This is a genomic window from Paenibacillus sp. KN14-4R (genome assembly GCF_052180255.1).
Taxonomy (GTDB): domain Bacteria; phylum Bacillota; class Bacilli; order Paenibacillales; family NBRC-103111; genus Paenibacillus_AM.
Map to the genome: position 1 here is coordinate 163,453 of NZ_CP197466.1, position 26,147 is coordinate 189,599.

The 26,147-nt window shown below is 44.1% G+C and carries 25 protein-coding genes; 21 read left to right on the forward strand and 4 right to left on the reverse strand.

What is annotated here, in order from left to right; translation table 11 throughout:
- Positions 1–39 precede the first annotated feature (39 nt).
- The 12 genes from argJ to ACSBOP_RS00845 all read left to right on the forward strand — a co-directional run bounded on the left by argJ (position 40) and on the right by ACSBOP_RS00845 (position 14,779).
- Positions 40–1,269, forward strand: coding sequence for a bifunctional glutamate N-acetyltransferase/amino-acid acetyltransferase ArgJ (argJ, locus tag ACSBOP_RS00790; protein ID WP_442602633.1), 1,230 nt, complete (start codon positions 40–42; stop codon positions 1,267–1,269).
- A 206-nt stretch (positions 1,270–1,475) separates the two neighbouring features.
- Positions 1,476–2,270 carry an acetylglutamate kinase gene (argB, locus tag ACSBOP_RS00795; RefSeq protein ID WP_442602634.1) on the forward strand — a complete coding sequence of 265 codons (795 nt, stop codon included), beginning with the start codon at positions 1,476–1,478 and terminating at the stop codon, positions 2,268–2,270.
- Positions 2,271–2,317: 47 nt separating this feature from the next.
- Positions 2,318–3,520 (forward strand): aspartate aminotransferase family protein, encoded by a 1,203-nt coding sequence (locus ACSBOP_RS00800; RefSeq protein WP_442602635.1) that lies wholly within the window; start codon positions 2,318–2,320, stop codon positions 3,518–3,520.
- Positions 3,521–3,570: 50 nt separating this feature from the next.
- The gene (argF, locus tag ACSBOP_RS00805) at positions 3,571–4,518 is read left to right on the forward strand and encodes an ornithine carbamoyltransferase (protein WP_442604331.1); all 948 of its coding nucleotides are present in this window, start codon (positions 3,571–3,573) and stop codon (positions 4,516–4,518) included.
- A gap of 46 nt (positions 4,519–4,564) precedes the next feature.
- Positions 4,565–5,800 (forward strand): argininosuccinate synthase, encoded by a 1,236-nt coding sequence (locus tag ACSBOP_RS00810; RefSeq protein ID WP_442602636.1) that lies wholly within the window; start codon positions 4,565–4,567, stop codon positions 5,798–5,800.
- 29 nt (positions 5,801–5,829) lie between these two features.
- A complete protein-coding gene (gene argH, locus ACSBOP_RS00815; protein ID WP_442602637.1) occupies positions 5,830–7,254 on the forward strand; it encodes an argininosuccinate lyase in 1,425 nt (474 codons plus the stop codon).
- Between the two features lie 143 nt (positions 7,255–7,397).
- Complete coding sequence (locus ACSBOP_RS00820; RefSeq protein WP_442602638.1) at positions 7,398–10,100, forward strand: TPM domain-containing protein; 2,703 nt, start codon at positions 7,398–7,400, stop codon at positions 10,098–10,100.
- Between the two features lie 66 nt (positions 10,101–10,166).
- A complete protein-coding gene (locus ACSBOP_RS00825; protein WP_442602639.1) occupies positions 10,167–10,979 on the forward strand; it encodes a class I SAM-dependent methyltransferase in 813 nt (270 codons plus the stop codon).
- Positions 10,980–11,029: 50 nt separating this feature from the next.
- Positions 11,030–11,488, forward strand: coding sequence for an NUDIX domain-containing protein (locus ACSBOP_RS00830; protein ID WP_442602640.1), 459 nt, complete (start codon positions 11,030–11,032; stop codon positions 11,486–11,488).
- Positions 11,489–11,746: 258 nt separating this feature from the next.
- A complete protein-coding gene (locus ACSBOP_RS00835; protein ID WP_442602641.1) occupies positions 11,747–13,075 on the forward strand; it encodes an FAD-dependent oxidoreductase in 1,329 nt (442 codons plus the stop codon).
- 185 nt (positions 13,076–13,260) lie between these two features.
- Positions 13,261–14,232 (forward strand): quinone oxidoreductase family protein, encoded by a 972-nt coding sequence (locus ACSBOP_RS00840; RefSeq protein ID WP_442602642.1) that lies wholly within the window; start codon positions 13,261–13,263, stop codon positions 14,230–14,232.
- A gap of 19 nt (positions 14,233–14,251) precedes the next feature.
- A complete protein-coding gene (locus ACSBOP_RS00845; protein WP_442602643.1) occupies positions 14,252–14,779 on the forward strand; it encodes a GNAT family N-acetyltransferase in 528 nt (175 codons plus the stop codon).
- Between the two features lie 85 nt (positions 14,780–14,864).
- On the opposite strand, the gene ACSBOP_RS00850 is transcribed toward ACSBOP_RS00845, so the two are convergent.
- A complete protein-coding gene (locus tag ACSBOP_RS00850; RefSeq protein WP_442602644.1) occupies positions 14,865–15,302 on the reverse strand; it encodes a universal stress protein in 438 nt (145 codons plus the stop codon).
- Positions 15,303–15,381: 79 nt separating this feature from the next.
- Positions 15,382–15,618, reverse strand: a complete 237-nt coding sequence (locus tag ACSBOP_RS00855) for a 3-dehydroquinate dehydratase (RefSeq protein WP_442602645.1) — start codon at positions 15,616–15,618, stop codon at positions 15,382–15,384.
- Positions 15,619–15,733: 115 nt separating this feature from the next.
- On the opposite strand from ACSBOP_RS00855, the gene ACSBOP_RS00860 reads away from it, so the two are divergent.
- The 5 genes from ACSBOP_RS00860 to ACSBOP_RS00880 all read left to right on the forward strand — a co-directional run bounded on the left by ACSBOP_RS00860 (position 15,734) and on the right by ACSBOP_RS00880 (position 19,912).
- On the forward strand, positions 15,734–16,549 hold the full coding sequence (locus ACSBOP_RS00860; protein WP_442602646.1) for an inositol monophosphatase family protein: 816 nt from the start codon (positions 15,734–15,736) through the stop codon (positions 16,547–16,549).
- 24 nt (positions 16,550–16,573) lie between these two features.
- A complete protein-coding gene (locus tag ACSBOP_RS00865) occupies positions 16,574–16,900 on the forward strand; it encodes a hypothetical protein (RefSeq protein ID WP_442602647.1) in 327 nt (108 codons plus the stop codon).
- Positions 16,901–17,137: 237 nt separating this feature from the next.
- On the forward strand, positions 17,138–17,698 hold the full coding sequence (locus ACSBOP_RS00870; protein WP_442602648.1) for a TetR/AcrR family transcriptional regulator: 561 nt from the start codon (positions 17,138–17,140) through the stop codon (positions 17,696–17,698).
- A gap of 105 nt (positions 17,699–17,803) precedes the next feature.
- Complete coding sequence (locus ACSBOP_RS00875; protein ID WP_442602649.1) at positions 17,804–18,439, forward strand: GNAT family N-acetyltransferase; 636 nt, start codon at positions 17,804–17,806, stop codon at positions 18,437–18,439.
- Positions 18,440–18,583: 144 nt separating this feature from the next.
- Positions 18,584–19,912 (forward strand): APC family permease, encoded by a 1,329-nt coding sequence (locus tag ACSBOP_RS00880; RefSeq protein ID WP_442602650.1) that lies wholly within the window; start codon positions 18,584–18,586, stop codon positions 19,910–19,912.
- Positions 19,913–20,222: 310 nt separating this feature from the next.
- Here the strand turns inward: ACSBOP_RS00880 and ACSBOP_RS00885 are convergent, their stop codons facing one another.
- On the reverse strand, positions 20,223–21,311 hold the full coding sequence (locus ACSBOP_RS00885; RefSeq protein ID WP_442602651.1) for a hypothetical protein: 1,089 nt from the start codon (positions 21,309–21,311) through the stop codon (positions 20,223–20,225).
- Between the two features lie 350 nt (positions 21,312–21,661).
- On the opposite strand from ACSBOP_RS00885, the gene ACSBOP_RS00890 reads away from it, so the two are divergent.
- The 4 genes from ACSBOP_RS00890 (at position 21,662) to ACSBOP_RS00905 (ending at position 24,310) form a co-directional block, all read left to right on the forward strand.
- Entirely contained in the window at positions 21,662–22,681 is a 1,020-nt protein-coding gene (locus ACSBOP_RS00890) for an S-layer homology domain-containing protein (protein WP_442602652.1), read from the forward strand.
- Complete coding sequence (locus tag ACSBOP_RS00895) at positions 22,678–22,923, forward strand: N-acetylmuramoyl-L-alanine amidase (protein WP_442604332.1); 246 nt, start codon at positions 22,678–22,680, stop codon at positions 22,921–22,923. Before ACSBOP_RS00890 ends, ACSBOP_RS00895 begins: the two co-directional genes overlap by 4 nt.
- Positions 22,924–23,256: 333 nt before the next feature.
- Positions 23,257–23,409, forward strand: coding sequence for a transposase (locus tag ACSBOP_RS00900; RefSeq protein WP_442604333.1), 153 nt, complete (start codon positions 23,257–23,259; stop codon positions 23,407–23,409).
- A gap of 427 nt (positions 23,410–23,836) precedes the next feature.
- Positions 23,837–24,310 carry a hypothetical protein gene (locus ACSBOP_RS00905; RefSeq protein ID WP_442602653.1) on the forward strand — a complete coding sequence of 158 codons (474 nt, stop codon included), beginning with the start codon at positions 23,837–23,839 and terminating at the stop codon, positions 24,308–24,310.
- 249 nt (positions 24,311–24,559) lie between these two features.
- On the opposite strand, the gene ACSBOP_RS00910 is transcribed toward ACSBOP_RS00905, so the two are convergent.
- A complete protein-coding gene (locus ACSBOP_RS00910; protein WP_442602654.1) occupies positions 24,560–26,005 on the reverse strand; it encodes a VanW family protein in 1,446 nt (481 codons plus the stop codon).
- Positions 26,006–26,147: the final 142 nt, after the last annotated feature.

A 26,147-nucleotide genomic window follows, 5' to 3' on the forward strand; every position in this document is an offset into this window, starting at 1 on the left:
ACCACATAGACAATTGAATGGGGATTGGGGAGAGGAACTATGGCTGGATCCATGTTTACAGTAATACCAGAAGGATCGGTTACGATGCCAAAAGGATTTCGTGCAGGCGGGCTGTTCTGCGGTTTGAAAAAGAACGGTCGCTACGATTTAGGCGCGATCGTATGTGAAGTGCCGGCAGCGGCGGCGGGCGTGTATACGCTAAACGCGTTTCAAGCGGCACCGCTGAAAGTAACGCAGGAGAGCGTCGCTGCCTCCTGCGGAAAGTTACAGGCGTTGCTGGTCAACAGCGGCAACGCCAATGCTTGTACGGGCGAGCAGGGCGAAGCCGACGCTCGCCAGATGCGCGCCGGCTTTGCGGCGGCGCTAGGTTTGGACGCAACGCTAGTTGGCGTTGCATCCACGGGTGTCATCGGCGAATTGCTGCCGATGGATAAGGTGAACGCCGGCATGGCGGAGCTGCCGGCGAAGCTCAAAGCGGACGGCGGCGAAGACTTCTGCCAGGCGATCCTCACGACGGATCTTGTGCAGAAGATGACATGCGTCCGCTTAGAAGTAGGCGGCGTTGTGGTACACATCGCCGGTGCAGCCAAAGGTTCGGGTATGATCCACCCGAACATGGCAACCATGCTCGGTTTTATGACAACCGACGCGAAGATCGAACCTGCGCATCTGCAAGCGCTGCTGGGTGAAATGACGGACTCCACGTTCAATATGATTACCGTGGATGGCGACACGAGCACGAATGACATGGTCGTCGTGCTAGCAAGTGGGCTCGCGGATCACAGCGAGCCACTGAGCCCAGCGCATCCAGACTGGGATGCGTTCGCAGCAGGCTTCCGCTTCGTATCCGAATACCTAGCGAAAGCAATTGCTCGTGACGGTGAGGGCGCAACGAAGCTTATCGAAGTGAACGTCAGCGGTGCCGTTACGGAGAACGCAGCTCGTGCTATCGCGAAGACAGTGGTTGGCTCTAGCCTTGTTAAATCAGCTTGCTTCGGTGCTGATGCGAACTGGGGACGGATTATCGCGGCGATCGGCCGCGCAGGTCAGCCCGTAAACGTAAACACCGTAGACATTAACGTTGGTGACTTCACAGTGCTGACGCAATCTCGACCTGTACCATTCGATGACGCCGCGGCAACGGAATATCTCAAAGGCGACCTCGTTCAGATCTACGTGCAATTGCATAACGGTGAAGGCAAAGCCACAGCCTGGGGCTGTGATTTAACATATGATTACGTGCGCATCAACGCCGCGTACCGAACTTAATCGTATTCAAAAAAACATTTGAATGTTTAAAGTAAGCATACGGATAAAAATGGTTGCGTAAGAGAAAGGAAGTGCTGAAGGAGCGAAGCGTTAGCCTTTGAAAGAGTGAAATCCCCTCATTAACCTAATCAAAATTTCACGATTTCAACAGCGACCGGAAGCACTTCCTTTCTCTGCAGCACGCTCAATGTAAGGAGTAATGCCCAATGAACAATCAAGCTTTCGTCATGAAATGCGGCGGCTCCACACTTGCTGCCCTACCCCAAACCTTTTTCGACGATTTACGTCACTTGCAGCAGACTGGTCAAATGCCTGTTATCGTACACGGTGGCGGCCCTGCAATCTCGGAAACACTCGATCAGCTTGCGATCACAACTGAATTTGTCGGCGGCCTACGTGTAACAAGCGAAGCTGTACTTGACGTTGTAGAAATGGTGCTCGCAGGTCGTATTAATAAAGAAATCGTGCGCCGCATCGGTATTTCCGGCGCTAAAGCACTCGGTGTATCGGGTGTGGATGGCGGTTTAATCGAAGCCAAACCAGTAGCAAATGCACACGAAGTTGGTCTTGTTGGCGATGTAACAGCCGTGAACAGGGAGTTAGTTGAAGGTATCGTGGCAATGGGATATATACCTGTGATTGCGCCAGTCGGTATTAGCCCCGACGGCACGCAGCGATATAACATCAACGCGGACACGGCAGCGGGCGCTGTTGCTTCTCAAATCGGTGTGAAGCAGATGATCGTTGTGACGGATGTACCGGGCATTATGAAGCCAATTGATGGTGTAAAGACTGTTCTGCCGCAAGTTACCGTAGCGGAAATCGAAGAAATGATCGCAAGTGGCGATATCTACGGGGGCATGATTCCCAAGGTGCGTGCAGCGATTGCGTGTATACAAGGTGATGTGCAAGAAGTTGTCATCGTGCATGGCGAGGAGCCGCAAGTGCTCTCACGAGTAATGGGTGGCGAAGCGATTGGCACACGTATTTTGCAAAAGTAAACAACAATAATCGGGTTAAACCCGATTTAATTTTGGAGGGATGAGCGATGGGTCAAGAGGAGAAGCAAAGCTACTTATTTCCGCTTTTTTCAAAGTTTCCAATTAAGCTGGTGAAGGGGCAGGGCAGCCGTCTGTGGGACGATACAGGCAAGGAATATATCGATCTGATGTGCGGACTCGCGGTGACGAATCTTGGACACGTTCATCCGAAGGTCAAAGATAAGTTGGTTGCTCAACTAGATGAGCTTTGGCACGGCTGTAACTTATTCTATTTACCGCATCAGGAGCGTCTAGCCCAATTGTTAGTAGACAACAGCTGTATGGATGCGGCGTTCTTCTGCTCAACGGGTGCGGAAGCCAATGAAGCGGCGATCAAGCTTGCACGTCGTTATGCGCAAAAAATAAAGGGGACAGATCGTTATGAAATCATCACATTCCGTCAGTCGTTCCACGGCCGTACACTTGCGACGCTTACAGCAACAGGTCAATCGAAGGTGCAAGAAGGCTTCTTGCCGCTTCCTGAAGGTTTTGTCTATGCAGATTACAACGATTTAGAGTCTGTGCGTGCGCTGCTGAGTGATCGTACCTGTGCAGTCATGGTTGAGATGATCCAAGGTGAAGGCGGCGTTATTCCGGCTGATCTTACTTTCGTTAGGGAGCTTGCACAATTGTGTGAGGAACAAGACATTCTGCTCCTTGTTGATGAGATTCAGACGGGTATGGGGCGTACGGGCAAGTTGTTTGCGTATGAACACTACGGGATTGAACCGGATATCATCACACTAGCTAAAGGTCTCGGCAGTGGATTCCCAATCGGCGCGATGCTTGGTAAAGCGAAGCTCATTCCGGCTTATACAGCGGGTGCGCACGGTTCCACTTTTGGTGGCGTACCGACTGCAATGGCAGCAGGCGTTGCGACAGTGGAGACGATGCTTGAAGAAAATTTGGTTGAGCGTGCAGCCGAACTTGGCGAGTATGTGCTAGCTCAACTGACAGAGAAGTTGGCGAGCAATCCACTGGTTACAACCATTCGTGGTAAAGGCTTACTGCTTGGAATCGTATGTACAGAACCTGTGGCTGACATTATTAACACGATTCATGCCAAAGGAGTGCTTGTCGTTCCTGCCGGTCCGAATGTGATTCGGATTGTGCCTGCAATGACGATCTCGCAAGAGGATCTGGATCATGGATTAGATGTGGTGTGCCAAGTATTAGCTGAAAAAGCAGCATCAGCAATTTCGACAATTTAAATAACATCAGGTTATTTTGAATAAAGAAAGGATGAGGAAAGATGAGCGTTATGGTAGACAACGAGATTGCATTAGGGCTTAAAGGGCGCGACTTCCTTGCATTGGTTGATTATTCGCCTGCGGAGGTTGAATACCTGATTGAGCTTGCTATAGATTTGAAGGCCAAACAGAAGGCAGGCGAGCAGCATCACTTGCTGAAGGGCAAGTCCCTAGGGATGATTTTCGAAAAATCGTCCACGCGTACGCGTGTTTCTTTTGAAGTCGGGATGTATCAATTGGGCGGTCAAGCGTTGTTCTTAAGTAAGAACGATATTCAACTTGGACGCGGCGAAACAATTTGGGATACAGCGCAGACGATGTCCCGTTACTTGGATGGCATAATGATTCGTACGTTTGGACACCGCAATGTGGTGGATCTAGCGCGCGGTGCGACGGTTCCGGTTATTAACGGGTTGACTGACTTATCCCACCCTTGTCAGGCACTGACAGACTACATGACAATTCTTGAACATAAAGGCAAGCTGAAGGGTCTGAAAATGACTTATATCGGCGACGGCAACAATATGGTGCATTCCCTCATGGTTGGGGCAAGCAAGCTGGGCGTAGATATCAGCGTGGCGACACCTGTTGGCTATGAACCAGATGCTGAGATGGTGAAGATTGCAGTAGAAAATGCGAAGGCAACAGGTGCAAAGATTCATGTCTGCCACGATCCGCGTGAAGCAATGGAAGGTGCGGACGTTGTCTACACAGACGTGTGGGCGAGTATGGGCTTTGAGGCAGAGCAAGCGAAGCGTGCAGAAGCATTCCGTGATTTCCAAGTGAATGAAGCGTTGATGCAGGTTGCGAAATCCGATTACTTATTCATGCACTGTCTACCTGCACACCGTGGGGAAGAAGTGAGTGAAGGCGTGATTGACGGTAAGCATTCGATTATTTTTGATCAAGCTGAAAATCGTCTGCATGCACAAAAAGCGATCATGGCAGCGATCATGTAATTTTTGAAGACACTATATCAGCATACTATTGGGGGAGCGAACTATCATGGCAAAACAAAAAATTGTGCTAGCCTACTCGGGCGGCTTGGATACATCTATTATTCTAAAATGGTTAAAAGAAACATATGACGCAGAAATCATTGCTTTTACAGCAGATATCGGTCAAAAAGAAGAGTTGGATGGCCTTGAAGAAAAAGCATTAGCAACTGGTGCTTCCAAAGTCTACATCGATGACTTGCGCGAAGAGTTCGCGTCAGACTTCATTTTCCCAATGTTCCAATCAGGCGCCTTGTATGAAGGTCAATATTTGTTAGGAACGTCTATTGCACGTCCGCTTATTGCAAAGCGTATGGTGGAAATTGCACGCGCAGAAGGTGCAACAGCAATCGCACATGGTGCGACAGGTAAAGGCAATGACCAAGTGCGTTTTGAGCTTGGCGTAGCAGCGCTTGCACCAGACTTGCAAGTGATCGCGCCATGGCGTCTGGAATCATTCCGTGAGCAGTTCCCTGGACGTGCGGAGATGATCGCATACGCAGAAAAACACGGTATTAAAGTGACAGCTTCCGCAGCCAAACCATACTCCACAGACCGCAATTTGCTTCACATTTCGTTTGAAAGCGGCATGTTGGAATATCCGTGGTTTGATGCAAGTGCGGAATCGAACAAAGACATGTTCGTGATGTCCGTATCACCTGAGGATGCACCGGATCAGGCTGAATATATCGATTTGGGCTTTGACCAAGGAAACTGCGTAACAATCAATGGCGAGTCCTATAACCCACTTCAAACCATGGAAAAATTGAACGAAATCGGCGGCAAGCACGGCATTGGTCGTGTGGACATGGTAGAGAACCGTTTTGTCGGCATGAAAAGCCGTGGTGTCTATGAGACACCGGGCGGTACTATTCTTTTCGCTGCTCACCGTGTGATGGAGTCTTTAACGATGGATCGTGATGTGATGCATTTGCGCGATTCCTTAATCTCCAAATACAGCACACTCGTATACAACGGCTTCTGGTTCGCACCCGAGCGTCTTGCGCTTCAAGCTTTGGTGAATGAGAGTCAGCGTAATGTAAGTGGTACCGTTCGTCTGAAGTTATACAAAGGTAATGTGATTACAGCTGGCGTGAAGAGCCCTGTATCCCTCTACAATCCAGATATCGCAACGATGGAAGCTGATCCAACGCAAGCGTACGATCAAGGCGATGCAACTGGTTTTATCCGTCTGAACGCACTTCGCTTGAAAGTTTCCTCCGGCGTGGAGCAGTCGAAGAAATAACTAACACACTGGGATAGGGAGAGGTTTCTATGAGTAAGTTATGGGGCGGACGTTTTACGAAAAAAACAGACCAACTCGTGGAGGAGTACACAGCTTCGATCACGTTTGATAAAGAATTAGCAGAAGAAGATATTCAAGGATCGATGGCGCATGTCACGATGCTTGGTAAATGCGGCATCTTGCCTTTAGAAGACGTAGCGAAGATCAAGGATGGCTTGCAGCAAGTATTGGCTATGATCCGTAAGGGTGAACTGGAATACACAATTGCCAACGAAGACATCCACATGAATATCGAGAAAACATTGATCGACCTAATCGGTCCGGTTGGTGGTAAATTGCACACGGGACGTTCACGTAATGATCAAGTTGCAACGGACATGCATTTGTACTTGCGTAAGCGGGTTGTAGAATTCGTTGGTTTATTGCAAAAGCTGCAAGAAGCACTTATCGCGCAAGCAAAAGCGAATATCGACACGTTAGTGCCGGGTTACACGCACTTGCAGCGCGCGCAGCCTATTTTGCTCGCGCATCATTTGATGGCATACGTATCGATGTTTGAGCGCGACATTGACCGCCTTAAAGACAGCTACAAACGTATTAATGTACTGCCACTTGGTGCAGGTGCTTTAGCAGGCACGACGTTCCCGATCGATCGTCATTATGTAGCGGAGCTGCTTGGGTTTGATGGCGTGTATGAAAATTCCTTGGACGCGGTAAGTGACCGTGATTTCATAATCGAGTTTTTAGCTAGTGCGTCCACCCTAATGATGCACCTCTCCCGCATGAGCGAAGAGATGGTGTTGTGGATGAGCACCGAGTTCGGTTTCATCGAGTTAGATGATGCATTCTGCACAGGATCTTCCATTATGCCGCAGAAGAAAAATCCTGACGTAGCTGAACTTGTACGTGGTAAGACAGGTCGTGTGTACGGTAACTTGGTTGGTTTGTTGACTGTGCTGAAGTCACTTCCGCTTGCTTATAACAAGGACATGCAGGAAGACAAGGAAGGTATGCTCGACACGGTTCGCACCCTGCAAGGCGCGCTTCAGTTGTTCGCGCCAATGGTAGCGACAATGAAAGTGAACAAAGATCGTATGCGTCAAGCGGTGAATCAAGACTTCTCCAACGCGACGGATATTGCGGACTTCCTTGTGAACAAAGGGCTTCCGTTCCGTGAAGCGCATGAAGTGATTGGTAAAACGGTGCTTTATTGCATTCAAAACGGTAAGTTCTTGCTCGATCTGAAGCTAGAAGAATTCTTGCAGTTCTCCGAGTTGTTCGATGAACGTATTTACGATGTGCTTCAGCCAGAAGCCGTTGTTAACGCGCGTAACGTCTATGGCGGTACAGCAGCACCGCAGGTGAGCGCTGCAATTAGCCGTGCGGAGGCAGCCATTGCTGATACGGCTACATGGGTAGAAGAATACCTGGAGCGTGCACACAAGACCGTATAGAGCGTTTGATAAGACAGTTAAGAGTGAGTTCACCTTTAGGGGTGAATTCACTCTTTTTTTGCTTGGAAAAATGTTACTTCGATTCAATAATGATACAATAGATTCATAGTAGCAAACATCCAAGAATTGGGGGTTTTTTTGTAATGAGAGGAATAAGACTAGTAATCTTTATATTGTTATTAAGTATGTTTACTAGCATGGCACATGCGGCTGACTTCCCAGCGAAGGGCTCAAATTTTATTCATGATACTGCGGGAATGATCCCTTCTGAACTTGTAAAGGAATTAGAGAAGGCAGCAGGGGCGAGTGCTCCCTACACCTTCCATATCCTTACGGTTGAATCTTTAGGAAGCGTAGAAGCCGAAGTGTACGCCAAACAAGTGTATGATACGTGGTCTCTTCGTGCAGATGATATCCTCATCCTACTTTCAAAGATGGATCGCCGTATTCAACTTTATTTCTTAAATGTGCCGCTTCAAAAAAAGTTTGATGCCTTGCCGGAAGATTATGCTGGTAGTGACTATGCTACTCGATCGTCTATCGATCGATTAATTGGTAAAAACTTTACACCACTTGCAAAGGAAGGGGATTTTGGTACGGGTCTTATGAACCTGATTACCGCAACGAATACACTAACTAAACCAGTAGCAGAAACAAGTACTTCGTCTCAACCGGTAGTAGAACCAAGTGCTTCGCCTAAACCTGATATAGAGACAAATGTGGTACCCAAAACTGAAACGGAAGTGTACACTCCACCTAAACCAGATGCAGAGGAGGTTACACCGGTACCACAAATGAACGATTCCCAGATTGCGAGAAGTGATCAGGCACAAGAAGAACCCTTTTATGCAAAAAGTACTACTATCATTACAGGGATTGCTGTTCTTGGTTGTGTCATATTGGCACTTGTAATCTACTTTGTTATTCGTTACCGAATGCGGGTCGCTCTAAAGAAAAAAGCTTTGATAAGTACAGAAGCGAATTCGATCGAATTGTTACATGCACAGGAAAACCTTAGGCCACTCCTTGATTTGTATGTAGGCGTATCTGCTGAGAAGACGCTCCTTCCGCTATCTAGTGAAATTAATGAGCATGCAGATCTTACTCAAAAGCTAATCGATTCTATTACGAATCATAAGATTAAATTCTTTATTTTTGGAGCAACTGAACTCGATCAGCTTGTAAAGAGAGTTAATGATCTAGATAGTAAGGTGAAGCAATTAAGTGCTAGTGCAAATGAGCTCGTTGAACTTGATCAGTCAAACAGTAGAGAAGTAGAAGAAATGAAAATTGCAATTCAGGCGGTTTCCGAGCGAGCGAGTGAACTGGCACATCATTATCAGATGAATCTGAAGCGAATTTGGGAAGAAATTGAGGTTAATAAGGAAAAGGCAGAAGCTATTTATAAATTACAGCTTGTGGAACTGATCGACGCTAAGAAAATGCTTGAACCGCAACGTAAGCAGACCACATTACATAATCACTTGTTTGACGCACTTCCGAGTTTACTTACGGACCAGAAGGAAGGCCCTCGTAACATTACTGAGGTGGAATCGAACATTCATATGCAATTGCGAGACAATCGATTGGAACTCATTGAATTTAATCCCTTTGAAATGACGAACTATGCGCTTAATGCTCATAAGCTCCTTTGTGCATCACTTGAAAGTGGTGATTTAGAAGAGGCACACAAACAATCTCAAGACTTGCATGAATCTTTACAAGTAGCGGTTCAGATGATTATCGACCGTGTGAAACTTCGTGATTCGATTGAGCAGGATACAGAGAAGTCACAACAATTCATACAATCGTTCGTTAGTAATGAGGATGAATGCGAAGATAAACTTAGTAAAATGAAAAGTCAATTTCATGAATCCGATTGGAGTACAATGCCTTCTAAATACGAACTTGCTATTCAGTCGTATAAGGAAGTTGTTGCGAGTTTACCGGCGGCTATACTTTCGTTTGATGAACAACGCTATCAGGCAGCTAGGAAGCAAGTGGATCACATCTTACAAATGTCGGAGCAAGCATCTAGTGCGATGGAAGAGAGCATGCTGATTTATACACAAGCTGTGCTGCGGCGGGAGGCGATGGATCGTGATGTATCTGAATTGTGGGCCAAATTCCAGGAAGCTTATTCTCTCATTTCGCTACAGGATATATCACTACAGAGTGGAGCCGGTAAGCTTCTTGCCAAGACGAGTGATACCATTCGAAAAGATAAGGGGAACTTAGATCAAGTATTATGGTCATCACGAACTCGTCTAGTAGATGCGGAAAGAATGCTAAAATCCCTTCATAATGACATAACCCTTTTTGAAAAGAATGTGGAACAAGCCGTACAACTGAAAAAACAAGCTGAAAGGGAAATAGATGAGGTTCAACGTAATTTTGAAAAGGTGAGTAAGCGAACTAGAAATCGGGATATATCGAGCAGTTACAGTTATCATTATCAAATGAAAATAAATGATGCCAATGATTTATTTACACGCGGGCTCTATGCGGATGTTAGTAATCGTCTTAGCGAAGCTAGTCAGTACATTGGACAGATGCAATCTGAATACGATGCCATCATACATGAGGAGAAGAGACGGGAAGAAGAAGAGCGTCGTCGACGGGAAGAAGAGGATCGGCGTAGGAGAGAGGAAAGGCGCCGCCAGAAAGAAGTAGATGATCGACGGAGAAGAGAAAAAGAGCGTCGTTCGCAAGAAAAAGAAGATCGGCGCAGGCAAGCATCCAGTAGTAGTTCGTCGTACTCATCTTCTGATAATGGGTCGGACGCCTCTTCCGGCTCAGACAGTTATAGATCCCCAAGAGGTTCGAGTGGTGGAGATAACTGGTGATTTTGAGGACTGAATAAGTGTAATTAAGAACGGACTTCAAGCTTGAATAAATGGGGGATGATCGAGATGGATAAAGTGATGGCTTACTACAATCAATTCGATGAATGGGGACGCTTGAATCGGGAGCCGCTCGAATTCCTCGTGAATTGGCATTATATCCGGCAGCACTTACCGCAGACTGGACACATACTAGATAATGGAGCTGGTCCTGGAAAATATGCCATGGAGCTGGCGCGAGCAGGGTATGAGGTCACACTTACAGATTACACACCAAGGTTGGTTGAGGTTGCACAAGAGAAAGCGCAGGAGTTTGAGCTGCTGGAACAGTTTCAAGGTTTTCACACAGCGGATGCTCGGAACTTGGAACGTTTTGAAGATGGGCAGTTCGACGGTGCGTTAATGCTGGGGCCACTCTATCATTTGCAGGAAGAAGCAGATCGAGTGAAAGCAGTTCAAGAGCTGCATCGCGTGACGAAACAAAATGGCATCGTCTTCGTGGCGTTTATGACGCGGATCAAGTTTTTAACGACATCATTGATGTTCCCGGACCACTGGAAGCCGCATAATAGTGTGGATCAAATTGAGACATTTTTAGAGACAGGAACGTTTAATCATGCTGATGAAGGGCGATTTACGGGAGCGTACTATTTTCCAATTGAAGAAATTAAGCCTTTCATGGAATCTTGTGGATTTGAAAGTGTAGGTCTGATCGGTTCATCCAGTATCGTAGGGGCGATGAATCCGGAGCAGTTCGATTACTGGCGTGAACGTGGAGAGGATGAGTTTAACCGAGTTATGAATTTGGTCTATAAGGCGGCTGCAGACCCTAGCATTCTAGGCGTTGCTTCGCACCTGCTGTATATCGGTAAGCGCAAATAGCCGCGGAGGTGTAAGAGTGAGGTCGGGCAGATAACAGCATAGAGAGGGGTGTGGATGAAATAACAAAGCCAATTTTTCATGGAACGGTGCATGTGCTCTTCTATAGGCAACCTCATGAAGTGCTGCTGTTAAAAAGAAAAAATACCGAGTATGCACCTGGTATGTGGAGTGTGGTCGGGGGACGTATAGATGGAGGCGAACAGGTGAAAGAAGCAGCCATTCGGGAGGCCAAGGAGGAAGCGGGAGTCAGTATAGATCCTGCTGATCTGGAAGTTGTGGGGCTTAATCACCGTCTTCATGCGGATAAGAGTGAGTGGATGGATTTTTACCTACGTGTAGATACTTGGCAGGGAAATATTGTAAATATGGAGCCAAGTAAATGTGAGGAACTCCGCTGGTTCTCAATCCATGAGCTTCCTGATCATATGATTCCTTTTGTTCGCAAAGCGCTGACTACAAATCACGACCAGATGTGGTTTGATCATGTGGGTTGGGATCGTTCGATATAATACTTTCAGAAAACCTCTAGAATGGCTGGATCTGTCTAGGGGTTTTTCTACATTGTGATTTTTGTTACAAAAAGGGGTTGCTATTCATTACTTTGTGAATTATAATACAATCTATAAGTAAGTGATAAATATCACAAGCAATAGACAAGCAATAAATAGGAATATCCATAACGGATTATTTTTTTGAAATAAGAAGTGAATATTTTCACAATAGCAAATTGCACTTATTTTTTCATACATCTAGAGGAGGTTTTATTGATGAAAGTAGCAGTGATTGGTTGTACACATGCAGGGACAGCGGCGATTGTAAATACGGCAAAAATGTATCCGAATGCAGAGATTACGGTGTACGAGCGAAATGATAATATTTCGTTCTTATCATGTGGCATTGCGCTTTATGTGGGAGGCGTTGTGGAAGATGCGAAGGGCTTGTTCTACTCATCGCCAGAGCAGTTGGCGGCGCTTGGAGTGAGAATGAACATGCAGCATGAAGTCGTATCCGTGGATACAACAGGTAAAACACTGCGCGCACGTAACTTAGTGACAGGTGAGGAATATGACGATACATTCGATAAATTAATTATGACAACAGGTTCATGGCCGATCATTCCAAAGCTTGAAGGGATTGAATTGGACAATATCGTGCTATCTAAGAACTTCAATCACTCGAATACGATTATTGAAAAAGCGAAAACCGCTAAGAACATTATCGTCATTGGTGCAGGATACATTGGAATTGAGCTGGTAGAAGCTTTTGAAATGAATGGGAAGCAAGTGACCTTAATCGATAGCAGTGACCGCATTCTTAACCGCTACTTGGATCAAGAATTTACGGATGTCATTGAAACAGAGTTCAGAGATCGCGGTGTGAAGCTGGCACTCGGTCAGACCGTCACGAAATTCGAGGGTAAGGATGGTAAGGTGAGCAAGGTTGTTACGACTAGCGGGGAGTATGAAGGTGATCTCGTGCTCTTGTGTATTGGATTTAGACCGAATACAGATCTTGTTCAAGATCAAGTGGATATGCTCGGCAATGGCGCCATTCTTGTCGATGAATACATGCGTACAAGTCGTCCAGATGTCTATGCTGCTGGCGATAGCTGTGCGATTATGTACAATCCGACAGGTGAGCATGCCTACATTCCACTGGCTACGAATGCAGTTCGTATGGGGACATTAGTAGCTCGAAATCTGGTGACGCCGACCATTCCTTATATGGGTACGCAAGGAACGTCAGGGATCAAGATTTACGATTATAATATCGCGTCTACAGGTATGACGGAAAGTGCTGCTACAGATGCAGGTCTAACGGTTCAAGCGGTTACGATTGAAGATACCTACCGTCCTGACTTTATGCCGACAAACGAGCCGCTTAGCTTAAAAGTTGTATATGAATGCGAGTCTCGTCGCATTGTTGGTGCACAACTCATGTCCAAGGCTGAATTAACACAGTCGATTAACACACTTTCTGTCTGTATTCAGAACAAGATGACAATTGAACAGCTAGGTTTTGTGGATTTCTTCTTCCAACCGCACTATAACAAACCTTGGAATTTCTTGAATTCGGCGGGTTTGCAGGCGCAATAAATCAAGAAGATCTACTCATACCCAATAAAAAGCCAGTATCCTCAGAATGATTGAGTGTACTGGCTTTTTTTATATTTTAAATCCTGAGTTCATGAATTGCGAAGGGGATAGACAGTCACTGTGGAAAAAGATACCATAAAGGCAGTGGATTTGCGTAGAAATAGAGTATATATGGAGGTGGCGGTATGAAAGCCGTAGTTGTATCTCAATTCGGTGGGCCTGAGGTTTTGGAATATAAAGAAGTGGAACGGCCTGTTGTAGGTTCGAACCAAGTGTTAATTCAGGTTGCGGCGACAAGTGTTAATTTTGCGGATATTAAGGCTCGCTATGGGAACAAGGGAGCAAAGGATCTGCCATTTATACCTGGGTTGGATGCAGCAGGGACGATTGTCGAGGTCGGAAGTGAGGTAGAAGGGTTGCGCAAGGGTCAGCGCGTCATTGCCTTTCCAGAGGGTTCCTATGCGGAGTATGTGGTAGCGGATGCGGTGCTGACCTATGTATTGCCGGATGGCATCGATTTTACAATGGCTGCGGCATGTCCGCTTGTCTCATTCACTTCGTATAAGCTGCTAGCGGATGTTGGGAGAATTCAGCCTGGGGAGCGTGTACTTATTCATGCGGCGGCAGGGGGGATCGGTACGACAGCTATTCAACTTGCAAAAATTCTTGGTGCTTCGCAGGTAATCGGAACGGTGAGCAGTGAGGAGAAGATGGTTGCTGCCTATGAAGCGGGTGCGGATCATGTAATTAACCTCTCCAATACGGAGTTAGCTGATAAGATACTTGAGCTAACTGATGGACGCGGGGTGGATGTAATCTTAGATTCGATTGCAGGCAACGTGACCAAAGAAAGCTTGAAAGGTCTAGCACGTTTCGGAAGATTGGTACAATTCGGTAATGCGAGCGGGCAAGTTGCGACATTCGAGTCCAAAGATTTGCATGCGAGCTGCCGCTCTGTACTCGGTTTTAGCTTAGGTACAACTAGGCAGTACCGACCGGAAACCTTACGTGTAGTGGCAGACGCAGTGCTTGGTTACATCGAAACCGGTGCATTACAGATCAAGATTGGTCACACTTTCCCACTGCATGAGGCACATCTCGCTCATCAATTGGTAGAGAATAGAGGAAGCCGTGGCAAGGTTTTATTAGTTCCGTAACGGGGAGAGAGGGATTCTGATGCAGATTCGAGCGGCACAACCTCAAGATGCAAAGCAAATTGCTCATGTGCATGTAGCAAGCTGGCGAATGACTTACCAAGGGATCATTTCCGATGATTATCTAGCCAATTTGAGTGTGGAAAATAGGGAGAAGCGGTGGGAGTCAATCTTCGCGAATAGGAATCCGGATAACCAGATTTGGGTGGTAGAGGATCAGGGTACAATTGTAGGTTTTGCAAATTGCGGAGCAAGTCGAGACAAGGATAAACCGTTTGACGCGGAAATTTATGCAATCTACTTCCTGCAAGAATATCAAGGGAAGGGGCTGGGTTCCGCACTCTTTCGCCGAGTCGTCCAAGAGCTAGTGAAACATAAATTTACCTCTTTGCTGGTTTGGGTACTGGAGGGAAATTCAGCTCTATCTTTTTATCAAAAATTAGGTGGAGTCATTGTAGCAGAGAAAACAGTCATCATTGGCGATCAGCAGGTCAAGGAGTTTGCGCTAGGGTGGCCTGATTTAATTGCGGTTCCCTACAAAAGCAGGTAGAGAAGCATGGATGGAGATCCTTACTTGTAACACTAAAAAAAGCACCCGAAGGTGCTTTATGTATGTTGGACCAGGAGCGTAAGCTTTACTTAACAATAAGTACGGGTATTTTCGAATGCTGCGCCACATGGTGGCTTACGCTGCCGAGCATGAATTCGCGCATGCCTGTCATACCACGGTTTCCGATGACGATTATATCACTGCCAGACTCGGCTGCTTGTGCAAGAATGCCTTCGGATTGCTCACCTTGAACCAAATAATAATTGGTGGTAGGTGCATCTGCGATACGGTCTACAACTTCTTTGGCTTCATCCAGTATCGCTTGCGCGTTATTGTAGACTTCTAGTTCCTTACTCGCAGGTGGTGAGAGAACACCTTCTCCAATAATAAAGACAGGGATCTGGAACACATGGACAACGTCGATTTGGACTTCACGTCCACTTGCAAGGGCGATGGCTTGATGCAGGGCTTTGTTAGATAAATCGGATCCATCATAAGCGACTAATATTTTTGAAAAAGACATGATGTTCACCTCTTCTACTTTTATAAGTGACTGTAAGTGAATTATACCATGAAATAAATGGAAAACAAAAATACCCCTCTTAATAGAGGGATATCGCTAATGAATCGATTTCACGTCTTGTATGCAGGATAGCTTCAGATCCGACGATCTCAATGCTGATAAGTGTTTTTAAGCAGGTTTGGAGCGCTCGTTTGCCGCTAATAAATTTCTTGTTTAGTGTGGCAACTAGTATAGGTAGTGCGTTCGATTTAGTTTGAACAGTTGGAGAAATATAGACGGGAATCGTTTTATTTTGGAAATTAATAAGTGTCTTCATATTGAGTCTCCTCCTTGGATCGAGATTAACTTGAGACCAGTATAACCTACAATTATTAAATTAAGATTAAGATATTGTGAAAAAAATAATTTAATTCGATTACTGAGGTGCATCCATGATTGAGAACATTCTACAATTAGCAAGAGAAACGGCAATTCTCGCGGCAAAAGCAGCAGGGAAAATAGCCAAAGAGCGTTTTGGGACAACGATGACGATTGATGAGAAGGGCTTGTACGGGGACCTTGTGACAGAGGTCGATCACTTAGCAGAGAATGTGATTATACACGAGATTCGCCGTCATTTTCCAGATCATCAGATTGATAGTGAAGAGTGTGGCAGGGATGATCAGGAGAGCGACTGGTTATGGCTTGTAGATCCATTAGATGGGACGAACAACTATGCGATTGCGCTGCCCGTGTTCTCTGTTTCTATCAGTCTAGCGTATCAAGGAAAGCTCGTGCTTGCTGTTGTATATGAGCCGATGGTGGACCGCTTGTTCGTTGCGGAGCATGGTAAAGGTACTACTTGTAACGGTGAGCGGATACAGGTGACAAAGAAGACAGAAATTCGCAGATCGACAATTGGTTGGATACAAGGTCATAACGTGCAGAATCAAGAGCCTGCCGTACATTTAAGGAACCATATTGATATAAGTTGTAAAAGAATGCTTCGCCTCTGGGCGCCGACGCTGCTCTGGTGCATGGTCGCTAAAGGCGACATGGATGGCATTGTGCTCTATCGTTCCGCAGGTGCGGACTTATATTCAGGCATCTTGATGGTACAAGAAGCGGGTGGTGTCGTTGTTGATTTCGAGGGAATACCGTATGCAGGTATGCTAGATGAGCCTTATCTAATCGCTTGTCATCCGGAGCAGCAGGAGTCTTTTATACAGTTGGTTAAAGATGGTTTAGGAAATGAAGGCAATGTGTAGGGCAATGTACAGGGGGTGACATTCTTGGAAAAGAAACTTATTAAAGGCGCGATATATGGCTTTATAATCGGGTTATGTTTAGCGATCTTATTCATTTCAGATACAGAAACCGTGAATCATACGCAAAATACAAGGACAATAATCGAACTGCCCTTACGAACTTACATTTTGAAAATATTACGTTTTGCAATTGCTAGTTCATTTGCAGTTGTGATCGGGTTGGGGCTTGTTCATCTTCTTCAATCCAAGGAAAACGGCGGGGAGTCTTTTCTTAGAGGGTACGTTAAATCGTTCGTAGTTACCTTAGTAGCAATTGTGATAGGTGGCTTCGTCATTACACGCCTCTTTTAAGCACCGAGCAGGTATATCCCCCCTATATACATATGAATAAACGAGATTTAACGAGAAAACATAGGATTTCTTAGCAGCTTTGCAAGTTTACGTTGAACCTGTATAGATTTCGATGCATTTACCACGGTTGGGAAGACTTGAGTTATGGGCTGGGTATGGGTAAAATATAGGTATAGCACCGAAGAAACGATTTTTGTTTACCTAGTTTTCTCGATGCGATGGGGTGGAGGATTGATAATGAAAGATCGGATTGCAAAAGCATTTATAGAAGAAATTCATGATAAAGGCATGAAATTTACGATGGATGATCTGGCAAAGAGACTTGGGATCAGCAAGCGCACACTGTACGAGCATTTTTCGTCTAAAGTGGATGTGCTAGAGATGATCATTGAGCAGGCTTTGCGAGAGGCCGACGAGAAGACGGAAGCCATCGTGCAGGATGAACAGCTCACTTTGATGGAGAAAATCAAAGGGGTTATGACGGTTTTACCCAACCATTATGAGTTCTATGACCTGCGAATCCTGGAGCAAATGAAGCGTTACTACCCCGAACAATGGGTGAAAGTAAATGCCGCGCTTGTCGACGATTGGGACACGCTGCGGGTGCTGATTGAGCAGGGCATTCGTGAGGGAATCATCATAAATAAAAATACCGCCTTAATTATGAAATTAATCGTAGATGCAACCAATTCGACTCTGGACCAACGGTTCTATATGAAGAACAATATCAGTGTTTCAGAAGCTCTATCGTCGATTGTGGATGTCTTATTATACGGATTAGTGGTTAAGGATTCGTAAGAATAAAAGACTATCTTTTATTCTTTTCTTTTACCACGAGAAAACTATGTAAACAAAAATCGTTTCGTCAGTAATCTGACGATTTAAAACAAAGGATGTACAACCATGGATATCATTGATATCAGACCAGCAAGAAAAGAACATGCCGGAGTTATTGCTCAGTTAATTTATAGTACAGAGATTGATCCCCAGCTCATTTGGGGCGAAGGAAGCCCTGAAGAAGTGCTAGAACGTTTAACAAATCTTGTAGCAGCAAGAGGAAATCGTTACAGTTATGAATATGCAAGAGTGGCCATGTGTAAGGGTGAAGTAGCAGGTGTTATGCTCGCTCTTCCTTATGAACAATTGAATGAGCTCAATGCTCCAACTGAAAAAATGCTTCGTAAGATGCAAAAAGGATTTTTAACTAAACTTAAGTTTATGTCTCGTGTTTATAAATTTTTTGGCTTTAAGGAAGCAGAAGAGGGCGAATTATTCGTTGCGAACCTTGCGACATTAGAGTCATTCCGTGGCAAAGGAATCGGTTCAAGGCTGCTTAAAGAAGCGCAGCGCCTTGCTTATATAAATGATATGACGAAGTGTTCCTTAATTGTGAACGCGACAGACGATGCGGTTGTGCGATTATATGAGCGAAATGGTTACCATACAGTGGAAGACAGCTATATTGGTGATAAAAGCTATTTCCGAATGGTGAGCGGCCTCGCTGAAATCCCGCGTAAACAACGTTTGATGACCGTTTAGGAATAAATACGAAAAACAGCCCATTCAACAAGAGTCGGGCTGTTTGTTGTTTTTTGTAGAAATATGACATAAATGCTTGATTTATTGTCAAAAAAACAGTACTCTGAAACTTGTCGATTTTTTTATAGAAAAGGGGGATTTGTATTGGAAAATAAGGCTTCTCTGCGGCGGATGCTGAAGCTGGGGCCCCTAGTGGTAATCGGTTTAGCGTACATGGATCCGCTCGTTGTATTTGATTCATACGGTGTTGTTTCCAAGTTAACACAAGGACACGTGCCTATTGCTTACATTCTAACGCTTGTTGCATTGATATTTACAGCGCTTAGTTATGGCAAGATGGTGCAGGTGTACCCGTCAGCTGGTTCAACCTACACGTATGCGCAGAAAAGTATTCATCCGCATGTCGGATTTCTCGTCGGTTGGTCGGTAATGCTCGATTATTTGTTTTTGCCAATGGTTAACTTTGCGATTGGAAGTGCCTATTTAACGGCTGCTTTCCCTGCAATACCTGGACCTGTCTGGGTGATCTTGTTAGCAATCGGGATAACGGTAGTCAACTTGTTTGGAATTAAACTCACTGCCAATATCAGCGCCTTGTTCGTAACATTTCAGACGCTTGTGGCGCTCGTATTTGTCGGTTTTATGATAAAAGGAATTTCAGGTGGTATGGGAGAAGGTACGCTTATTTCCGCGGCACCGTTCTATTCCTCTGATATGAATATAGGTCTAGTGTTCTCCGGGGCATCGATATTATGTTTCTCTTTCTTAGGTTTTGACGCTGTAACAACATTATCTGAAGAAACGATTAACCCGAAGAAAAATATCCCGCGTGCGATTTTAATGATCGCGTTTATCGGTGGTATTTTGTTCACTGGCATTTCTTATTTGATGCACATGGTACATCCGAACTTTTTATCTTTCCAAGATACAGATGCAGCTTCGCTTGAAATTGCTTCTTATGTCGGAGGATCATTCCTGCATTCGTTATTTTTGAGTGGTACGATGGTCGCTGTATGCTCTTCATCGTTATCTTCTCACACAAGCGCTTCTCGTTTGCTTTATGCAATGGGACGCGAGGGAGCGTTGCCAAAGCGTGTATTCGGCTATGTAAGTCCGAAGCGTGGGACGCCTGTATATAACATTATCATTATTGGTGCGATTTCGATGACAGCGGTATTCGGGGAGCTTGAAGTGATTTACTCGTTTATTAGCTTCGGTGCACTGATTGGGTTCTTATTTGTTAACATATCTGTCATTGCACATTATTATATTCGTGAGAAACGTCGTAGAGGAATGGATTTCGTTCGTTATGGCATTATGCCGTCGATCGGTGGAGCATTTTGTATCTGGCTCTTCGTGAGCTTGAACATTTCTGCATTACTCGTAGGTTCCTCATGGCTCGTATTAGGAGGCTTGTACTTGTTTTATAAGCTAAAGCAAAACCCGTCTTTAGTTATCAACTTTACCAAATGAACGGTTAGTGGCAATAAAGAGGAAGAAAAATGCCCATAGATTCCTGAACGCAGTTTACGTGTTCAAGGATCTATGGGCTTTATTTATGATAGAGTTGATTAATTGGGGGGTTATTCTAAAGGAATTTATACCAGTACCGCTTTCATTGGTACGGATCGTCCGTTTTCTCTGGTTATAAAGAATCCTATTTACTTCCTATCTGACAATTAATCAAAACACAACTGACCCGCAAGAGGTCACTTTTCCCAAAGTATACCTCTTACGGGTCAATGTTGATATTTCAAGATTGGAACTGTTTAAACCGATCGTATTAGCGGAAATCCATGCTGCAATAATAATCATAATACTGTGAGATCGTGTTGACGCTGGTTTTGGCAATTTCATCGGTAGTACCTTTTTTATCATGATGAACAACGACGCTCGCGTTCATTAATGAAGAACCACTAGGTTTATAAACATAAGTGTTTGCAAAATGACCATTTAACAGATAAGAACCATCGGAAATCGAATGAACCTTCTTATATGCCATAGAAAAACCGGTAGCCATTTCTACGTTGCTGCCATCTGCTTTGAGATAGATGTTGTTAAAGTAATAAGATATCGAAGTGATGTAATTATAGTTAGCATCAGACGCGGTGATTTGTACTTGGTTGTTAGCAGATACCTTATAGTTCAAGTAGACTTTGGACGGCAGGGTAGCTTCGGAACTTGTCCAAAGTGCACCCGTACCGTTGATGCACAATCTCCAGTTGCCATCTTCATAAAATGCACCGATGTCTGCTCCTCCAGAGTAGTTCACATTATCTGTAGTTACATAAGCTCCGCCAAGAATGTAGGGAATAATACCAGAAGTAGTAGTACTCCTCACTGACGGAAGGTCAACCATTGAAGTGATTTGGTTGTAACCTACTCTCGCATCCACATTATATTTAGGACCGTCGCTCAACGTAGCTAACGCAGACACGGTCGTTGTTTTATCAGAAGAACCATTGATTTTCTCGTTCTCGGGAACTGCAATTGTGTTTCCGTTTGGCAATGTAACTTCACCATTAACTACTTTTCTGGTGAACTGAACGGATTCATCTGTTATACCGTTTTTGCGATTATTCTCGACTATCCGGGCCTGTTCATCCGCTTTCTTTACACCCTGAACATAATTTTTTATTTGCTGGTCGCTAAGTCCCTGGGTCTCAATCTCCTTATTTAAGGAGAAAACATCGCCTCTTCCCAGATTCATAATATCGGTATCCGAAACACCATTTAATTTGAGGAGATTCACACTCTTCTCATACGGATCAGCAGATTTTTCCGCGGGTGTTGCAAATACAGCGGAAGGCATTACAGCAGTGAGCAGCAAAGCGGGAACAGCGATCTTAATCAAGATTTTCGACATTTTCATTGGGTAGATCCTCCTAATTTAAAATAAAATAGCATGTCCAAACATATTTTCTTAACAAAACGACAAAAATAAATAAATTCTACCCTCCTTAATGGCAATAAATGTATAATACTGTTAAAAATAGGTTTTTGCAATAAAAATATATTATTTTGATGATTACGAATAATTGCGAATCTTTCGGAATGATTTTTTGAACCGTTACTCTTTCATTTCCCGCTTCTAGAAACACCTACCTCTTACCCTAAAAAATACTTATCTCTTGACGAAATAATTTTTATTCCTGATTTTGGAAACAAATTGTGTTATGATTTCGTCTAAGGTATGGAACAAGAAAAATTGGAGGGATTCTAATGTCGTTTAAGAAGATGGTAATTCTGAGCACAGTTTTGGCGTTAACTATGGTGAGCCCCACGTTTGTAACTGCTGCAGAAGGGGAAAGCGCAAAATTCAAGGACGTTTCTAAAGATTACTGGGGTGCAACCAATATTGAATGGGCGAGTGATCAAGGAATCATTTATGGTTATCCAGACGGAACATTTAAGCCGGATGAACCGGTTACTCAGACTGAATTTGTTGCAATGCTGGTTCGAGCTTATGTGAACAAAGACCAACTTCCTAAGAACGAGGGTTACTGGGGGGCCCCCTATTATCAATATGCGTTTGATATGGGGTGGGGTGGAAGTATTATCAATCCTCCCGGGGGTGATTATCGCACCGGTAAGAATTATGATGTCATTGAGACACGAGGCTATGTCGCAAAGGTAATTACTAATGTTAGTGGTCGGAATTATAATTTTGAAGGTTCCATCCAGTACTTATTAGATAGTGGTTTATCAAAAGGGAAGACAGCTCCTACGGTTGAGGGATACGGTTCTAGAGATCCGTTAACAAGAGCAGAATCGGTAACTTTCATCAAAAAAGTAAAAGAAAAATTAGACTTACTATACCCATCGCCCTTTTATGAAAGGACCTATGACCAGGCAACTTTGAAGTTGACCCCTTTTGAAGTGTTTCCTTTGGAAATGACCGTGCCATCATCGGAGGATCGATTTAGTAAGTTAGTCCTTACAAAACCTACCACAGGGTATTTCAAGACTGCAGAAGCAAGCTACAAAGTGGAGGGAACGGTATCTCCGGCTATAGGATCAAGTCTTAGGATAATGTTAGAAAAGTGGGATAAAGGGTTTTTCAAGCCGGTAACTACTGTCAGTGCCAAGATACAGCAAGAAAAAATCACCGAAACATTAAATTTGCCGGAGGTAGGAGTGTATCGCGTAAAGGTTTATTCAGACAATGAACATAAGGATGGTTCCAAGATAGATGGTGGGATAATGTTAACTCAGTTCTATGTGGAGTATAAGGCGAAATAACTAATCTTTATTCCATTGGAATCGAGCACGAAGGTTTCATCACAAACCCAGGAGACTTCACAGCAACTATGTATCGACAATCCGCAAATTTAGCTGGTCTTCTAGCATTTAGTTTTCAAATCCCTGTTGATCGCCAACATATCAAAGGACATAGTGAAATGCCTGGAAACGATCATACTGATCCAGGACCAAACTGGGATTGGGTTGGCTATATGCGATTAGTAAAATCTTACCATAATTAATGGGAAAACATGGGTTCATTAAGATGATTCATATTATTTGGAGGGGTAGCTATGATATTGCTACTCCTTTATGATTTTTTCTGATAAGGAACAATTAAATAAGCCTCGCAAGCTTCAATTGGACTAGGAGAAGGTTTGGTGGCAGCTAAATATGAGCTGACGATGCTGCTAGAGCAGTAAGAAATGTTTAGTCGTTAGATTCAATACATCATGACACAGGTAAAACAGTTACTCGAGAAAATTCCAGGGACAGAAGAAATATTAAGCGGCCCATGAGTAGCTACTGTAACGTTAGTAGTTGGCAACTGACAGGATTATGATCATGTACATCAAATCAAACGGCCTGCAGGTTTTAACTTCAAAGCGAATAGCTCTGGTAAGAAGAAAGGCAAGTCAATGATCACAAAACGCGAACGATCACGGCTTCGAACCTTGTTGCTCCGAGCCGTCATGCCAATGGTTGCTAAAAATGCATTTAGGTACTAAGCGGATTCGTTACAATAAAACAGTTGTGTTAGGACCCGAGCGTCAGTCGTAGCTACAGATGGCAGCTTAAAATAAGACCAAATTAACTAATTACTCAATAAGAGCTTAGAAAGTAACAAAGACAATAGAAGCACGGATCAGTCGCAGAATTAATACCGTAAGGGCAACGACCCAGTAAAGGAGCAAGAAGCGACGTCCACTCCCTGAGTGGTAGAACGAAGGAATGTAAAAGGCATTGACCTAGTGTGACATGGGAGTGCAGACCGCAGGGGAATGATGTGGATAACCAAGGTGCGATCATATTATGAACGTATCCATAGATTGTAGAAGAGGTTCCCTTTATTCTCGTCTACGCTGTTCTTAAAAAATTATGTCATCACAACATTATATCTCTATCTCTTAAGAAAGTGGATTGGGAGTGGATTGTATGAAGAAAAGAGCTTTTTTAGTTTTGATAACAACACTTGCCTTCATCTCATTACTAGGATGTTCAGACAAAAAGGAGATCCAGATTAATGATTTATCATTTGGTGGTATTTCACTAGGTTACTTAGACAAACAAATTGCTGACGTCTTGCGGGAACCAACCTCAATTCAAAATATTGTTGCCCTTAAAAAATTGTCTTATGAAGAGTCAAAAGCAGAATGGGCGATTTTCAGTTTAAAAGACAATAAGCTCATTACTGCTGAATGGTTTCCTCGTTATGCACCAAAAGAAAAAATTCCATTGACATATGATCAAATTGATTTCTCACAAGAATATAAAACAGAACAATTTAGTTGCTATCATACTACCACTTGTAATAAATACATTTTTACAAAGGGGACTTCTGTATTAGAAATCCTTATGGATTGGGAAAACAAATACATTGATCGTGCAACACTAAAAATTTCGAAATAAAATCATTTTTTCCAAAATAAAGCTAGTGAATGTATGACCACTTATGTGTGCTTATAAGAATGTGTTCAAAAAGTTGAACGGAGGAGAAAAGATGCACTGAAGGATATTCTTACGATGTAACATTTTCCTTCGGAAAAGTTTTGTCGTCTTTGAAAGAGTGAAATCCCCACATTAACCTAATCAAAATTTCACGATTTCAACAGCGACCGGAAGTGCTTCTTTTCTCCACAGTAATTTTGTATTCATGAACTAAACGCCTTCTGCATCGACATAGATCGGTCCGCTCACACCATCTTCTACATTTGATTTCTCCTCCGGCGTGGAGTTAGGAGGTGTTGTTAATTTTTGAACAGCGATGACAGTCGGCTGGGCTGAATAAGTATCACGCGATATTTTTTCACGGCTAATGAATTGTCCGTTTCTCTTCTTCGTGCGATAAGTCTCTACGATATATCCAGGCTTTCCAGCGAGTAATTGGATCTCTTGGTTCGGTGCTAATTCGGGATTGGCAACATATTTAACAGATGGCGGAAGCTGCTCTACGACTTTGGATTCAATTTCATACGTGGTGTCTTCTTTTAAAGTGCCGAATAGCTTGATGGTAAAACGTTCCGCTGATGTTTCTGTGCGAATAAGCAGATAACCATCCGTATTGTTACGGAATTTGAAATTAATATATCCCGTTGAAAAGGTTGCATCCTGACCAAGCGGCGCATAAGAGATCGGCAGAGAATGGTTGCGCCGTTCGACAATTGCAAGTCCACTGCGCAGAACAGCATTATATAACGTTGTCGAGACTTGACAGATACCACCGCCTACACCCGGAACAAGCTTGCCATTGAGAATAACCTTGGCTTCTTGGAAGCCATATCGCCTTGATGTTGCCTCAATAACCTTTTCATAATCGAATACTTCACCAGGTTTGAGGAGCATATCTTGAATGACAGCGGCAGTCGCTTCAACATTATGGAGTCTTCCGGGGGAAGGATCGATAATAGGTGTGGAAAATTCCACAATTTTGCGGGTAATGCCTTGTGTCTTTAGGCTTTCAAGTGTAATTTCTGGAGGCATGGCATACGTTGGAAGTTCGAGTCTAATGGGTTTGCCTTCTGGCGGCAAATAACCAAGCTTGGGCAGTGATTTCATCAGCAGTTCTTGGAGTTTTTTGGATTCGATACGAAGCGCTGTTTTTTCAGGAATATAGTGAATTTCATCCGTCTCAGAGACGGTTCGTTTGGCTGACAGCGGAAGTTCTCGATAAAGGCTGGGCCAGCTTTGGGTGACTTGGGTGGTGAGGACATTTTCATCAAATGTGAGAGGGACGGGGATGATCTTATCGTTGAATCCCCACCGAGCTTGCGCTCTTTTGTAAAGAGAGCCGGTGAATAAATGATCAAGCGCTGTACGCACAGCGGTGTAATCGACACGTAGACCAAGTTGTTCCAATGTAAAACGATGCGGCGCAAGTCCCTTACTGGATGCTTGAAGAATGACAGCTTGATTTTTCAATAATTGCACTTGTTCCTGCCACAATTTGCGAAATTGAGTTAGCTGTAGTCCGCCTGCTTGTATACCTTCAACTTGAAGCTCGGAAGGCAGCGTTTGTTGGCGTGCATATCCAATGAATGAGCCTACAAGACTGATAAGAATGAGGATGGATGCGATGAGAAGCACAATACGGCGATTCCATTTCATCGTATAGAAACTCCTTTTTATCAATTATAGAAGCAAATAAAAAATGAGCCTGTACCAACAGTGTATTCTTCCTCTTGAAGAAGTAGCACCGTTACGTACAGGCTCGTTATTTCTTTAAGCAATATTTAAATAGATTTTGCTC